The organism is Desertivibrio insolitus, assembly GCF_017355965.1.
Taxonomy (GTDB): domain Bacteria; phylum Actinomycetota; class Actinomycetes; order Actinomycetales; family Microbacteriaceae; genus JAFIQW01.
The window spans coordinates 518,305-531,838 of the sequence record NZ_JAFIQW010000003.1 but is presented as its reverse complement, the minus strand read 5'-3'; the positions used below and the strand labels follow the sequence as shown (position 1 = coordinate 531,838).

Annotated in this window: 18 protein-coding genes and 1 riboswitch; of the genes, 10 read left to right on the top strand and 8 right to left on the bottom strand. The window is 70.0% G+C overall.

What is annotated here, in order from left to right; genetic code table 11:
* Positions 1–1,674: a potassium-transporting ATPase subunit KdpA gene (kdpA, locus tag JUB10_RS09375; RefSeq protein ID WP_207455852.1), complete on the bottom strand. Its 1,674-nt coding sequence runs from the start codon at positions 1,672–1,674 to the stop codon at positions 1–3.
* A 1-nt stretch (position 1,675) separates the two neighbouring features.
* Entirely contained in the window at positions 1,676–1,765 is a 90-nt protein-coding gene (locus JUB10_RS09370) for a potassium-transporting ATPase subunit F (RefSeq protein ID WP_207455850.1), read from the bottom strand.
* A gap of 282 nt (positions 1,766–2,047) precedes the next feature.
* Between JUB10_RS09370 and JUB10_RS09365 the strand changes: the two genes are divergently transcribed.
* A complete protein-coding gene (locus tag JUB10_RS09365; RefSeq protein WP_207455849.1) occupies positions 2,048–2,401 on the top strand; it encodes a hypothetical protein in 354 nt (117 codons plus the stop codon).
* A 12-nt stretch (positions 2,402–2,413) separates the two neighbouring features.
* On the opposite strand, the gene JUB10_RS09360 is transcribed toward JUB10_RS09365, so the two are convergent.
* Positions 2,414–2,821 carry a VOC family protein gene (locus JUB10_RS09360; RefSeq protein ID WP_207455847.1) on the bottom strand — a complete coding sequence of 136 codons (408 nt, stop codon included), beginning with the start codon at positions 2,819–2,821 and terminating at the stop codon, positions 2,414–2,416.
* Between the two features lie 72 nt (positions 2,822–2,893).
* Between JUB10_RS09360 and JUB10_RS09355 the strand changes: the two genes are divergently transcribed.
* Together JUB10_RS09355 and JUB10_RS09350 are read left to right on the top strand one after the other, a co-directional pair.
* Positions 2,894–3,094: a hypothetical protein gene (locus JUB10_RS09355; RefSeq protein ID WP_207455846.1), complete on the top strand. Its 201-nt coding sequence runs from the start codon at positions 2,894–2,896 to the stop codon at positions 3,092–3,094.
* Positions 3,091–3,330: a hypothetical protein gene (locus JUB10_RS09350; protein WP_207455844.1), complete on the top strand. Its 240-nt coding sequence runs from the start codon at positions 3,091–3,093 to the stop codon at positions 3,328–3,330. Before JUB10_RS09355 ends, JUB10_RS09350 begins: the two co-directional genes overlap by 4 nt.
* Positions 3,331–3,459: 129 nt before the next feature.
* Here the strand turns inward: JUB10_RS09350 and JUB10_RS09345 are convergent, their stop codons facing one another.
* A complete protein-coding gene (locus JUB10_RS09345; protein ID WP_207455842.1) occupies positions 3,460–3,930 on the bottom strand; it encodes a DUF2000 domain-containing protein in 471 nt (156 codons plus the stop codon).
* A 103-nt stretch (positions 3,931–4,033) separates the two neighbouring features.
* Here JUB10_RS09345 and JUB10_RS09340 point away from each other — a divergent pair, with 103 nt between their 5' ends.
* From JUB10_RS09340 to JUB10_RS09320, 5 genes are all read left to right on the top strand, one after another.
* On the top strand, positions 4,034–4,519 hold the full coding sequence (locus JUB10_RS09340; RefSeq protein WP_242682339.1) for an Lrp/AsnC family transcriptional regulator: 486 nt from the start codon (positions 4,034–4,036) through the stop codon (positions 4,517–4,519).
* Between the two features lie 285 nt (positions 4,520–4,804).
* Positions 4,805–5,242 carry a MarR family winged helix-turn-helix transcriptional regulator gene (locus JUB10_RS09335; RefSeq protein ID WP_307859173.1) on the top strand — a complete coding sequence of 146 codons (438 nt, stop codon included), beginning with the start codon at positions 4,805–4,807 and terminating at the stop codon, positions 5,240–5,242.
* Between the two features lies 1 nt (position 5,243).
* A complete protein-coding gene (locus tag JUB10_RS09330) occupies positions 5,244–6,605 on the top strand; it encodes a cryptochrome/photolyase family protein (RefSeq protein ID WP_207455841.1) in 1,362 nt (453 codons plus the stop codon).
* 111 nt (positions 6,606–6,716) lie between these two features.
* Positions 6,717–7,571, top strand: a complete 855-nt coding sequence (locus JUB10_RS09325; protein ID WP_207455839.1) for an SDR family oxidoreductase — start codon at positions 6,717–6,719, stop codon at positions 7,569–7,571.
* A 96-nt stretch (positions 7,572–7,667) separates the two neighbouring features.
* Positions 7,668–8,561, top strand: a complete 894-nt coding sequence (locus JUB10_RS09320; RefSeq protein WP_207455837.1) for an SDR family oxidoreductase — start codon at positions 7,668–7,670, stop codon at positions 8,559–8,561.
* A 110-nt stretch (positions 8,562–8,671) separates the two neighbouring features.
* Here JUB10_RS09320 and JUB10_RS09315 read toward each other — a convergent pair whose 3' ends face one another.
* Genes JUB10_RS09315 through JUB10_RS09305 form a run of 3 tightly spaced genes read right to left on the bottom strand, consistent with a single transcriptional unit; the run spans position 8,672 to position 11,147 of the window.
* Entirely contained in the window at positions 8,672–9,334 is a 663-nt protein-coding gene (locus tag JUB10_RS09315) for an FAD:protein FMN transferase (RefSeq protein WP_207455836.1), read from the bottom strand.
* On the bottom strand, positions 9,334–9,750 hold the full coding sequence (locus JUB10_RS14895) for an FMN-binding protein (RefSeq protein WP_207455834.1): 417 nt from the start codon (positions 9,748–9,750) through the stop codon (positions 9,334–9,336). The genes JUB10_RS09315 and JUB10_RS14895 overlap by 1 nt, the downstream gene beginning before the upstream one ends.
* Positions 9,747–11,147 (bottom strand): ferredoxin reductase family protein, encoded by a 1,401-nt coding sequence (locus JUB10_RS09305; RefSeq protein WP_307859172.1) that lies wholly within the window; start codon positions 11,145–11,147, stop codon positions 9,747–9,749. The genes JUB10_RS14895 and JUB10_RS09305 overlap by 4 nt, the downstream gene beginning before the upstream one ends.
* A gap of 121 nt (positions 11,148–11,268) precedes the next feature.
* On the opposite strand from JUB10_RS09305, the gene JUB10_RS09300 reads away from it, so the two are divergent.
* Together JUB10_RS09300 and JUB10_RS09295 are read left to right on the top strand one after the other, a co-directional pair.
* Positions 11,269–12,144 carry an SMP-30/gluconolactonase/LRE family protein gene (locus JUB10_RS09300; RefSeq protein WP_207455830.1) on the top strand — a complete coding sequence of 292 codons (876 nt, stop codon included), beginning with the start codon at positions 11,269–11,271 and terminating at the stop codon, positions 12,142–12,144.
* A 226-nt stretch (positions 12,145–12,370) separates the two neighbouring features.
* The gene (locus tag JUB10_RS09295; protein WP_307859171.1) at positions 12,371–12,820 is read left to right on the top strand and encodes a MarR family winged helix-turn-helix transcriptional regulator; all 450 of its coding nucleotides are present in this window, start codon (positions 12,371–12,373) and stop codon (positions 12,818–12,820) included.
* Between the two features lie 141 nt (positions 12,821–12,961).
* Here the strand turns inward: JUB10_RS09295 and JUB10_RS09290 are convergent, their stop codons facing one another.
* Entirely contained in the window at positions 12,962–13,486 is a 525-nt protein-coding gene (locus JUB10_RS09290) for a hypothetical protein (protein WP_207455822.1), read from the bottom strand.
* Positions 13,460–13,530, top strand: a riboswitch (S-adenosyl-L-homocysteine riboswitch). Its footprint overlaps the gene before it by 27 nt.
* The last annotated feature ends 4 nt before the right edge of the window (positions 13,531–13,534 follow it).

Below are 13,534 nucleotides of genomic sequence, written 5' to 3'. Positions count from 1 at the left end.
CTACAGCAGTCCTTCGGCGAGGGGTCCGAGCGTGAGCACGGGGAAGAAGGTGAGGGCGGTCACGACGACCGTCACTCCGAGAAGGAGCCCGGCGAACTGCGGGCGGTGGGTCGGCAGCGTGCCGGCCGTGGCGGGCACCCGGTCCTGGGCTGCGAACGACCCGGCGAGGGCGAGCACCAGCGCGATCGGCACGAAGCGGCCGAGCAGCATCGCCACCGCGAGCGCCGTGTTCATCCACGGGGTGTTCGCGGTGAGGCCGGCGAAAGCGGAGCCGTTGTTGTTCGCGGCGGAGGTGAACGCGTACAGCACCTCGGAGAGGCCGTGGTTGCCGGGGTTCCAGATCGAGGTCGTCGTCACGTCCTCGCGCACGCCGGGGATCGCGAAGCTGAGCGCCGTGCCGCCCAGCACGAGGATCGGCATCACGAGGATGTACAGGCTCGCGAGCTTGATCTCGCGCGGCCCGATCTTCTTGCCGAGGTATTCCGGGGTGCGCCCGACGAGCAGACCCGCGACGAAGACCGCGAGCACGGCGAGCACGAGCAGACCGTAGAGCCCGGCTCCGACACCACCCGGGGCCACCTCGCCGAGCATCATGTTGAGCATCGGGACCATGCCGCCGATCGCGGTGTACGAGTCGTGCATGGAGTTAACCGCGCCCGTCGACGTCAGGGTCGACGTCGCCCCGAAGAGGGTCGAGCCGAAGACGCCGAAGCGCTGCTCCTTGCCCTCCATCGCGGCGCCGGCGAGCTCGGGCGCCGTGCCCCAGCCGGCCCGTTCGACGGCGGAGAGGATGGCGACGGATGCCAGGTAGAGCGTGCCCATGACCGCGAGGACCGTGTAGCCCTGCTTGTCGCTGCCCACCATGCGGCCGAACGTGCGCGGAAGGGCGAACGGGATCGCGAGCATGAGCACGATCTCGAACAGGTTGACCCAGCCGCCCGGGTTCTCGAACGGGTGGGCCGAGTTGGCGTTGAAGAAGCCGCCGCCGTTGGTACCGAGCAGCTTGACCGCCTCCTGCGACGCGACGGGCCCGCCGGGGATGACCTGGCTGCCGCCGGAGAGGGTCGTCACCTGCGTGAACCCGTCGAGATTCTGAATGACCCCGCCCGCGAGCAGCACGATCGCCGCGACGACCGACAGGGGCAGCATCACGCGAGCGGTGCCGCGGGTGAGGTCGACCCAGAAGTTGCCGATCGTTCCCGACCGACGCCGAGCGAGGCCCCGCACCAGGGCGACCGCGACGGCGATGCCGACCGCGGCGGAGACGACGTTCTGCACCGTGAGCCCGACGAGCTGCACGGTGTAGCCCAGAGTGAGCTCGGGCGAGTAGCTCTGCCAGTTCGTGTTGGTGACGAACGACACCGCGGTGTTGAACGACAGGTGCTCCGACACCGGCGGCAGGCCGAGGGAGTACGGCAGCACCGGCTGAAGGCGCTGCAACAGGTAGACGAGCAGCACACCGACGCCCGAGAACCACAGCAGCGCACGGAGGTAGGCCTGCCAGGTCTGCTCGGCATGGGGGTCGACGCCGATGAGACGGTAGAAGCCGCGCTCGACCAGCAGGTGCCGGCGGGAGGCGTAGACGCGGAAGAGGTAGTCGCCGAGCGGCCGATAGAGCACCGTCAGGATCAGGACGAGGGTGGCGACCTGCAGGATCGCGGGAAGCGCGCTCACGTCAGAACCGCTCCGGCTTCACGAGCGCGTACACGAGGTACACGATGGCGGCGGCGCCCAGCGCGGCCGCGAGGAGGGAGAAGACGATCACAGCTTCTCGGCTCCCTTCGCGGCGAGGCCGACGACCAGGAACAGGGCGATGACGCCGAGCGGATAGAGGATGTCAAGCACGGATGGCTCCTAGGAAGGTGCGCGACCCGGACGGGCTCGCGGGTGCCCGGTGTGGGCACGGAAGGAGCCAACTCCTCGCACGAGTGCCCGAAGCCCGTCCTCACGGAACCCGAACGGTGCGAGGGCGGAACCTAACGGTTCCCTTACACCTGTCCTCTCGGGCTGGGCGATCGGCGGCTCGTGGCGCCGCTACGCTCCGTACATGACCCTCTTCGCGGCGGAGACGATCGAGCAGTGGCTGAGCGACTTCGTCGCGCGCGGCCATCGCGTGCCGAAGCAGATCCGCATGGTGGAACGTGACCTCGACGTCGAGGGGCAGGAGGACGCCGGCCTCGTGGTGATCGAGCTCGGCGTCGCGACCACCGGCACGTTCCTCGAGCGACCGGCGCACGACAAGCCGGACTGGAATGTGCACTTCATGGAGCGCGAGCAGGAGATCACCGCGACGTCCGCCGAGGTCGACATGATCGCCGCGGAACTCACGATGATCGCGCAGCTCGCGGCGTACCTCGAGGCCCGCACGGCGGAGGCGCTGGCCCGGGAGAACCCGGCCTAGCAGCCGACCCCGTCACCCCGTCTCGGCGTCGCCCTCGTACCCGATCAGCCAGGTCACGCCGAAGCGGTCCCGCACGGTGCCGTCCGCCGCGCCCCACGGCCGTCGTTGCAAGGGCTCCACCACCTCGCCGCGCACCGAGAGCGCCTCGAACCAGCGGTGCAACGTCTCGGGCGGCGCGAATCCGAGCAGCGACAGCATGACTCCGTCGCGGCGAGACGGAGCACCGACGGCGCCGTCCGCGCCGAAGAGGTCGACCGGGCCGGACAGGATGCCGTGGGCGACCGAGCCCGGCGGACCGTCCTCGCGGCCGAACTCCGCGAAGGTGTGGAGCGTGAGCTCGCCTCCGAAGACCTCTCGGTACAGCCCGAGAGCCTCCGCCGCGTCGCCGGCGAACTGCAGGTAGGGAGCGGGAGCGGCCATGGTGCGACGCTATGGGCGCGTCGCCGCGCTGTCCACGCCCTACCACGCACCCCAATTCAATAGGCTGCGGCTGTGACCGAATCCCCCTTCGTCCTCCTGCAGGTGTTCGGCTTCGCCATCTGGCTCGCGCTGGCATCCCTCGTGGTGCTCGTGGCGTACCTCGTGATCCGCACCGGCGTGCGGCACGGCGTGCGCATGGCCCTCGCCGACGACCGGCGCGCGACGGAGGGCCCGGACGGAGACGGCGCGCTGCCGCCGGGCTCGGACCGATGAGCACCGCGGGACGGCTGATCACGGCCGGCATCGCCCTGCTGGTGCTGGCGACCCTGTTCGCAGCCTTTGACCTGGCGGTGTTGAACGTCGCGACGGTCGTCGGCGTCGCGCGCGGCTTCGACGGTGCGACGCTCGCGATGCTCCTCGCCGAGATCGTGCGCGTCATCGCTCCGCCCCTCGGCGCTGCGCTGCTCGCGGCGGGCCTGGTCATCAAGTACTCCGCACGGCGCGAGTAGGCCGACAGGATCGACGCGTCATGAAGAACACCCGATGCTGCCGGGCCGAGGAGATCATCGTGAATGGCTTCCCCACCGCGCCGCACGGTGTCCGCTCCGAGTGTGACGCGCGGCTGCCCGTTCCGGAAGTCACGGCATCAGCGGCAGGCGTCCCGTGATCTTGTCGATGCGGTTCCTCGGCCCGACGAGGCTCACGGCGAGGTAGTCGATGTCGGCGGCCTCCGACTCGCTCATGCGCTCGAGGTACTCGTCGTACACGCGCGTCTCCTGCGCAGCGACGGGCATGTCCGCGACGAACGTGCCCTCGTGCCCCGCCCCCTTCGCCCGAATTCCGCGCAAGGTCTCGGCGTCGGCAACGAGCACTGAGCAGCCGGCCCAGGGCAACCCGGGGTGCGGGCTGCCCACGGCGTCGGCGGCATCGGGGCCGAGCAATCCCCCGACGCGGGACGCGGTGGCGCTAGCGACGCAGACGGCGGCGTTGACGGCGCGACCGGCGGGAATGTCCGCATTGACCACGACGACCCACTTCAGGCGGGCGGTGCGGGTGGACGCCGCGGTGTCGATCTCCTCGGGCGCGAAGCCGACGGTGGAAAGGGTCACGTTCTAATCCTTCTGATCATCGATGCGAAGCAGGGCTTGAACGCTAATCGCCTGAGTCACGCGGCCGCGCAACATCCGTACTTCGTACGGCGGAAGGGGCAGTATGGCCGTCGTGGACGAACTCGACCTCGCGATCCTGCGCGAACTGCAGTCGGATGCACGGCGCACGAACCGCGACATCGCCGCCGCTGTGGGGGTGTCGCCGACCACGGCGCTCGATCGCACGCGCGCGCTCCGTGCCCGTGGTGTCATCCGGGGCGCAACGCTCGAGGTCGACCTCGAATCGATCGGTCGCGGCGTGCAGGCTCTTGTCGCTGTGCGGATCCGACCCCCGTCGCGCAGCATCATCGAGGCGTTCCGCGACTGGGTGGGCGCGCTGCCCCAGGTGCTCGGCGTGTTCGTGACGAGCGGCAACGAGGACTTCATCATCCACGTGGGCGTCGCGAGCAACGACGACCTCTACGCGTTCGTGATCGACGAGCTCACACAGCGGCGCGAGGTGGCGGATGTCAGGACGTCGATCGTCTACGAGCACTTGCGCAACCGCGCGGTCGTGCCGCCGCGGGGCCGGCCACGACGGCGCGACTGAGGGCTCACGCCGCCGAGCTCGCCCGCTCGCCGGCATCCGGGTCGGCGATCAGCAACTGCCCCCGTCGCGCTTCCCAACCAACCCACAGCAAAAATAACGAACGGGTAACTGGCCCTCGTTACCTCGCCGTTATATCCTTCTAGAGCGTTGATGGTTTTGCTGTGGCCGTCACCGCGAATGTGATTGCAGGACACTCTTGGTGCAAGGGAGAGGGTCGGTCGCCAGCCTCGCGACCGGCCCTCGAACTTTTTTCACGAGCGTCGCTCATTCACTAGGGTGACCAACGTGAGCGACAGGGCACTGGCGATCGAGGCGTGGGAAGCGCTCTTCCGCGCGCAGGTCTCGGTCATGCGCACCCTCAACGCAGAGTTCCCCGAGGACCAGATCTCGTTCAACGAGTACGACGTCCTCTTCAACCTCTCGACGCAGCCGGAGCGGCAGCTGCGCATCCGCGATCTCAACAAGCACCTGCTGCTGACCCAGCCGAGCGTGAGCCGGATGGTCGACCGCCTGGCGGCCCGCGGCATCGTCGTGAAACTCAACGACCCCACAGACGCCCGCGGAATCATCGTGCGCATGACCGAGCACGGCTACGACGTCTACCGCCGAGTGGCGGCCGCCCACGGAGCATCCATCGCCGATCGGGTCGGCTCCCGCATCAGCGCCGATGAGATGACCACGCTCATCGAGATCTGCCGCAAGCTCAAGACCGAGACGCGCTGACGTGCCCGGCCGCGCGATCGTCTGGCTTCGAGACGACCTGCGGATCGCCGACAACCCGGCCCTGAGCGCCGGGGCCGAGCACGACGAGGTCATCGTCGTCGTGGTGCTCGACGAGGTCAGCGACGGGGTCCGGCCCCTCGGCGGGGCGAGCAAATGGTGGCTGCACCACAGCCTCGCCCGACTCGCCGAGTCGCTCGAGCGGCTCGGCGTCAGCCTCACCCTGCGGCGCGGGTCGGCACTCGAGGTGATCCCCGCGCTGGCTCGCGACACCGGGGCATCCGCCGTCTACTGGAACCGCCGCTACGGCGCCGCCCGCGAGGTCGATGCCGCCATCAAGACCCAGCTGGGCGTGGCGGATGTCACCGCGACCAGCTTCCAGGCGAACGTGCTGTTCGAGCCCTGGACCGTGCTCACCGCGAGCGGTGACCCCTTCCGGGTCTTCACCCCCTTCTGGCGAGCGTGCCTTGCCGGCAAGGCGCCGCGCGACCCGCTGCCCGCCCCGCAGAAGCTGCGCGGGGCGACGGGTGTCCCGTCCGAGCGGCTCGAGGACTGGGCGCTGCTGCCGACGAAGCCGGACTGGGCGGGCGGTATGCGGGAGAAGTGGAGCCCTGGCGAGGCCCGCGGCCGCGAGATCCTCGACGGGTTCGTCGAGAACAACCTCGAGAACTACCACCGGCGCGACGCACCGGGGCTCGAGGTCGCAAGCGGGCTCAGCCCCTACATCCGTTGGGGCGAGGTGAGCCCGTTCCAGATCTGGCAGCGCACGCACGGCCGGATCTCGCAGGGCGCGCGCAAGAACGTCGACAAGTTCCTCAGCGAGGTCGGCTGGCGCGAGTTCAACTACAACATCCTGTTCCACCACCCGCAGCTGCACGAGGTCAACTTCCGCCGCGACTTCGACGGGTTCCCGTGGCACGACCCGGACGAGCACTCGACCGAGCTCGAGGCGTGGAAACGCGGACGCACGGGCATCCCGCTCGTCGACGCAGGCATGCGCGAGCTGTGGACGACGGGCTACATGCACAACCGGGTGCGGCTGGTCACCTCGAGCTTCCTCATCAAGAACCTGCTGATCGACTGGCGCATCGGCGAGCGCTGGTTCTGGGACACCCTGGTCGACGCCGACGACGCGAACAACGCGGCCAACTGGCAGTGGATCGCGGGCTCCGGCGCCGACGCGGCGCCCTATTTCCGCGTGTTCAACCCGGTGCTGCAGCAGGAGAAGTTCGACCCCGACTTCGAGTACGTCCGCAAGTGGGTGCCGGAGTTCGGCACGGATGCCTACCCGGCGCCGATCGTCGACCTCAAGCAGTCGCGGCGTGAGGCGCTCGAGGCGTACGAGGTCGTCAAGAACGCCTCGTGACCGCGCCGAGCGCGGTCATGGGCGGACGCTCGGTCGCGAGCCGGTCGAATGGGAATAGCTCACCCGCGGTCGGGATTCGACCCAGTGCAAACCGCGACCTGAAGGAGCAGCATGACCATCGCCGTGACCGGAGCCACCGGACCGTTCGGACGCCACGCCGTCGAGACCCTGCTCGAGCGGATGCCGGCGGGCGACGTCGTCGCGATCGTGCGCAATCCCGAGAAGGCGACCGACCTCGCGGGGCGAGGCGTCGACGTCCGCGTCGCGAGCTACGACGACCGTGCCGCGCTCGACAAGGCCCTCGTCGGCGTCGACACCGTGCTCCTCGTCTCGGGCAACGAAGTCGGCAAGCGTGTGCAGCAGCATTCGAACGTCATCGACGCCGCGAAGGCGGCGGGCGCCTCCCGCGTGGTCTACACGAGCGCCCCGAAGGCCACCGACACCGACCTCGTGCTCGCCCCTGAGCACGCCGCCACCGAGGAGCACCTCCGCTCCGCCGGCATCGGCTTCACCGTCGTGCGCAACAACTGGTACACCGAGAACTACGCCGCTCGCCTCGACGAGTGGCAGGGCAGCGGCGAGATCGCGGCCGCCGCGGGCGCGGGTCGCGTCGCCAGCGCCACCCGCGCCGAGCTCGCCGAGGGCGCCGCGATCGTCGCCGCGACCGAGGGTCACGAGGGTCAGGTCTACGAGTTCGGCGGCGACGTCGCGTGGGACTTCGAGGAGCTCGCCGCCACGGCATCCGCAGTGCTCGGACGCGCCGTCGCGTACCGCGCCGTCGAGCCGGACGCCCTGGTGTCCGAGCTCGTGCGGAGCGGACTGGACCAGGGCACCGCTGGCTTCGTCGCGGCTCTCGACGCGAACATCGCGAGCGGCGCCCTCGACGTCGTGACGGGCGACCTGTCGCGGGTACTCGGCCGCCCGACGTCGACGCTCGAGGACGCGCTGCGCGCCGCCCGCGCCTGAGCGCCGCGGGCGAAGACGCTGAGTGACACCTTCGCCTTGCTGAGCGACGGTCGGATCCTGACCGAACGGTCCGGAACGAGTGTTAGACCGGAAGGCATGGCAGTCGACATCGTCACTCCGCAGAATCCGATCGACCTCTACCCCGGTCCCCCGTTCAAGCCGCAGCAGCAGAACGTGCCGGGCGACTTCACGCAGATGGACCCCGTGCCCGACCCCGGCGAGGAGAGCTACGTCGGGCACGGGCGCCTGCTCAACCGCAAGGCGCTCATCACCGGCGGCGACTCCGGTATCGGCCGTGCCGTCGCCATCGCGTTCGCCCGCGAGGGCGCCGACGTGGCCCTCAACTACCTCGAGTCCGAGCAGAACCAGATCGAGTCGACCCGCGACCTCGTCGAGGGCGCCGGCCGCAAGGCCGTGCTGCTGCCCGGTGACCTCTCCGACGAGGCGTTCGCGACGCAGCTCGTCGAGGACGCCGTCACGGGCCTCGGCGGACTCGACATCATCGTCAACATCGCCGGTGTCATGCCCACGATCACGAGCATCGAGGACTTCGACACCGCCACCTTCGACCACGTGCTGCGCACCAACGTGCACGCGATGTTCTGGACCCTGAAGGCCGCGATCAAGCACCTCCAGCCGGGTGCCTCGATCGTCAACACGTCCTCCATCCAGGGCTTCCAGCCCACGCCGGACCTCGTCGAGTACGCGATCTCGAAGGGCGCGATCATCCAGTTCACCCGCGGCATGGCCCAGCAGCTCGCCGAGCGCGGCATCCGGGTCAACGCCGTCGCGCCGGGGCCGTTCTGGACCCCGCTGCAGCCCTCGAGCGTGCCCAACGAGAAGATCGAGAGCTTCGGCTCGGAGTCGGTCTACGGCCGCCCGGGCCAGCCCGCCGAACTCGCGTCGACCTACGTGTACCTCGCGTCGCAGGAGTCGAGCTACACGAGCGGTGAGACGGTCGCCGTGACGGGTGGGCGTCCGGCGCACTAGGGCTGTGCCGTAACGGAGGAGGATCCGCCGATTCCGGTCGAGTTCCGACCGGGAGGGGCGGATTCTCCTTCGTCAGGGACGGCTGGGGCTCGAGACGCCGCGCGGCGGCGTCAGAGCGCGAGCACCTCGACCGGGTGGTCGCGGAGCACCTGGTCGTGCGTCGTGCGGCCGCCCGCCAGGATCGCGGTCGCGAGCACGTCCGCCGTCTCGATGTCGGCCGCCGCCACGGTCACCTGCCGGAAGTCGGCGGGGGCCGAGCGCCAGATGTGCTCCCCGCGCTCCGCGGTTCCGGATGTCGCGACGGCGCGGCGCGCGTCGTCGAGCCGCACCACCGTGACGTAGCGTCCGCGGTCGTCGGGGTGCACGACGCCGACGCTCCACGTTCCGCGCCCGAGCACGTCGCCGCCGACCGTGAGCAGCCAGCCCTCCAGGCATCCGTCGAGCACCTCGCCGACCGCGGCGATCGCGTCCGCCTTGACCAGGCCGGAGAGGTCGACGACGCCATCCGGGCGGTGCGGGGTGAACGCGCCGTCGGTGCGTCGCCGCCACTCGAGCGCCCGCGCGTAGGTGTCGCGCAGCTGCGGCGAGGCAACCGGCAACGCCAGCGCCCCGTCGCGCACCCGTGACAGCTCGGAGTCGTCCCGATGCAGGCTGAACCGCGCCTCGACGTCGTCGAGCAGGTGCCGGATGCCGGCGAGCGCATCGGCCGGCACAGGCTCGAAGCTGCGGATGCTCGCCACGGTGCCCATGGTGTCGAGCGTGACGACGGGCATCAGAGTCCGGCGGCGTCGATCGCGGACTGCAGGGAGGTGAGATAGCCCTGGCTGGAGTAGGTGGCCCCGCTCGCCGCGTCGATGTCGGCGGACTGCGCGGCGAGCGCCTCCTCGGTGAGCTGCGGCAGCGCGCGCCCGTTGATCTGGTCGGAGCGTGAGCCGGAGTTCGTCTGCTGCAGCACCTCGACGTCGGTCAGCTCGCCGCCCGCGACGGTGATCTCCACCTGCACGGTGCCGTAGAGCGTGTCGACCGCGTCGCCGGTGTAGACGCCGTCCGCGCCGCCGGCGTCGGGCGCATCGTCCGCGGGTTCGGCGACGGCCACGGGCTCCGCCACGGCCGCCTGACCTGCCACCCAGCCGACCGCGAGCACCCCGGCGGAGGTCACGGCCCCGGCGATCGCCGCCCGGCGCCTCACGACTCGAACCTCTCGACCCGGATGCGGTGCCCCGCGACGCCCGCGGAGAGCGCGGCGGCCTCGACGGCGCTCACCCAGCCGGCCGGGCCGCAGATGTAGAGGTCGGAGTCGGCGAGGTTCGGGAAGACCGTCTCGAGATCGAGCCCGCGCACGACCGCGTCGGCGCTCAACCAGGAGGCTCCGGATGCCGCGCGGGGGCCCACGTCGGTGAGCACTGTGCCGCCCGCGGCATCCGTCAGCTGCCGCACCTCGTCCCAGAGATAGCGCTCGTCGGGCCGGGAGGCGCGCAGCAGCACGGTGAGCTCGCCGGGCGCGAACTGCGCGTGCTCGAGCAGCGAGCGCACCGGGGTCACGCCGATGCCCGCCGCAGCGACGGCGAGGTAGGGAGCGGTGCGGGCGCGTTCGGTGAACAGCCCGTACGGCCCTTCGAGCAGCACGCGCGTGCCGGGAGCGAGCGCGGCGAAGCGCGACGTGCCACGGCCGAGAGCGCGCACGGTGATGCGGGCGTCGGTCGAGGTCGGCACGCTCGAGAAGGAGATGGGGTGGGCGCGCCACCAGGTGCCCGGCGCCCAGAACCGCCAGATGCCGAACTGGCCGCCCTGCACGCGCAACCGGTCGAGGCCGCGACCGGCCAGGTGCACCGAGACGACGCCGTCGCCGACGACCTCGACGGAGCGCACGCGCAGATCGTGGCGGAGGCTCGCGACGAGCGGGCGCCCGATCCGGAACACGAGCAGGCAGCCGAGCGCGAGCACGTAGAGGCCGATCCAGTACGCCCGCTGCGCCGAGCCCTCGGCGAAGACAGAGCCGACCGAGAGCTGGTGCGGCAGCGCGACGAGCACCGCCGCATAGGTGAGCAGGTGGATGCCGTGCCACACCTCGTAGCGCAGCCGTCCCCGCACGGCGACGAGCGAGGAGACGACGATCACGACGAAGAGCGCCATCGCGAGGAAGGCGGTCGGTATGTCGGGCACGGTGGTGAGCAGCGTGACGGCCTCGGTCACGGGATCGAGACCGTCGGCGAGCGCGTAGCCGACGATGACGAGCGCGCCGTGCGCGAGGAGCAGGTAGAGGGCGGGCTTGCCCAGCGAGCGATGCACCGCGAGCGCGCGGTCGTGCCCGACGAGCCGGTCGACGAGGGGCACCCGCGCCGCGAGGATCAGCATCACGAGCACGAGGTCGGTCGCGACGAGGCCCGCGATCGCGCCGAGCGCGGTCACGGCGTCGGCCGCGCTGCTCATCCGTGCGACGACGCCGGTGGCGAGGTACAGCGCGACCGCGACGGCGGCCGAGGCCCAGATGAGCGTGACGAGCACGTCGACCGCGAGCTCGCGGCGACGGCGTGCGTCGTCGCGAGCGGCGCCTCGGGTGGCGAGCGCGGCGGGCACGGGCGGCACGGTGCTCCTGTCTGTCGGTTGCGGGGAGTTTATTGTCCGCGGGTCTTGTGGAAAGCCTGAGGCACCTAGGTATTCGCCAAGCAAGCCGCCGCGGAGGGGGCGCCGGTGTTAGACCGGAGAGATGAGCGCTCCTGACGTCCTCCGCTCCGCCCACGCCCTGCTCGCCGAGTCGCTCGTCTGGGACGACGCCGCCAGCGCGATCGTCTGGTGCGACATCGAAGCGGGAACGCTGCACCGCAGCCCGCTCGACGGTCCCTCGGACGGGTCGCTGGATCTCGTGCACCGCTTCGATCCGCCGCTCGCCTCGCTCGCGCCGACCGACGCCGGCGGCTTCGTGCTCTCCCTGAAGGACCGCATCGTGACGACGGATGACGCGGGGCGTGTCGATCGCATCCTCGCCGTCGTGCCGCACTCGCACGACGGCCTGAGGCTCAACGAGGGGAAGGTCGACCCCGCCGGGCGCTGGGTCACCGGATCGATGGATGCCACGAAGGGCGATCCGGACGGGGCGCTCTATTCGGTCGCGTGGGGCGAGCAGCTCCGCACCCTGCGCGGGGGCTTCGGCACGGCGAACGGCATCGACTGGACTCCGGACGGCACGCACATCTACTACACCGACACGAGTGTGGAGACGATCTACCGCGGGCGCTACACCGCGGAGGGCGACATCGAGGACGAGGAGTCCTTCGCGTCGTTCGGCCCGCACGACGGTCTCGTCGTGGATGGCGAGGGCTTCGTTTGGACCGCGCTCTACGGCGAGGGCTGCGTGCTGCGTCTGGATCCCGACGGCCACGAGGTGGACCGGATCGAGGTGCCCGCGCCGAACGTGACATCCATCGTCGTCGCCGGCACGGGACCTACGTCCCTGGTCATCGCCAGCGCACGCGAGAACATGGATGAGGAGCAACTCGAGCGGCACTCGCTTTCGGGCTCGCTCTTCCGGATCACCGTCGACGCGGTTCCTCCCCGCACGAGGAGGTTCGTGACCGGCGGCTGAACCACGAATGGGAACATCGTCCACATCCGTGGTTCCGAGCCGGAGAAATGAAGTAGATGACGGTACGGTTGTAGAGTAATTCGCTAGTCCGTCTAGCGGTTTGTCTCACGGCCTAAGAGAACACGAAGAAGGAGGTGTGTCGATGGCGATAGAAGAAGTCGAGTCTCTCCGAGAGACCGCTGATAACGGGTACTGGTACGCCGATCAGGATGCGACGCGCCGCGGCGTGACGGTTCTCAACGCGCTCCGTCGGTACCGCTCCGCGGAAGCCGCCATGCGCCGCCGCACCCGCTCCTCCATGGGCATGGGCGAGACCGACCTGCTCGCCGTGCGCTTCCTGCTCGACGCCAAGCGTCGCGGGGAGCAGGTGAGCCCGAAGGACCTGACCTCCTACCTCGGCATCTCCTCCGCGTCCACGACGATCCTGATCGACCGCCTCGTCAAGAGCGGTCACGTCGAGCGCCAGCCGCATCCGACCGACCGTCGCGGCCTGATCATCGTCCCGACGTCGCACACCGACGAAGAGGTGCGCAACACCCTCGGCAAGATGCACTCGGGCATGATCTCGGTGGCCGAGGACCTCGATCCCGCCGAGGTCGCCGCGATCGTCGGCTTCCTCGACCGGGTGTGCGAAGTGATCGACGACGTCGAGTCCGACGAGTCACGCACCCGCTGACCGAAGAGAAGGGCCCGCTCACCGGACAAGGGGGGCGGGCCTTCGTCGTTCCTGCCAGCAGATCTCTCCGCACCTGTCTAGCTCCAGAATCTATTTGCTAGTTTCCCTAACTAGAAGTAAGTTGTGATGTATCCCGGCCGTCTAGGTCGGAACACACCACACAGAAGGGAAACGCCGATGGCCTACCTCCTCGACGACGAAGCCCCCTTCGATTCGCGTCAAGTGTCGGAGCCCTCTCCTCGCTACGAGTTCAACGAGGTGCTCGGGGCCGGCGGCATGGGACACGTCTACCGCGCCTGGGACACCCAGGAGCACCGCGACGTCGCGGTCAAGCTCTTCTCCTCGAGCGGCAGCGCCGACCTCATCACCCGTCGCGAGCGCGAGATCGTGCTGCTGACGGCGCTGAGCCACCCGAACATCGTCGACGTGCGCGACGCCGGCACCACCCTCACCGCCGACGTCGGCTGCCGCTTCATGGTCATGGAGTACATGGAGTCGGGCACGCTGCAGAACCGCCTCGGCCGCGGCCCGCTCGACGCGTCGTTCGTCGCGTCCGTCGGACTCCAGATGGCGGACGCGCTCGCGTACCTGCACGCCCGCTCGATCGCCCACCTCGACGTGAAGCCGGGGAACATCCTGCTCTCCGAGGAGCGCCGCAGCGAGCACCAGGTGCTCGCCAAGCTCAGCGACTTCGACATCGCCCGTTACGTCGGC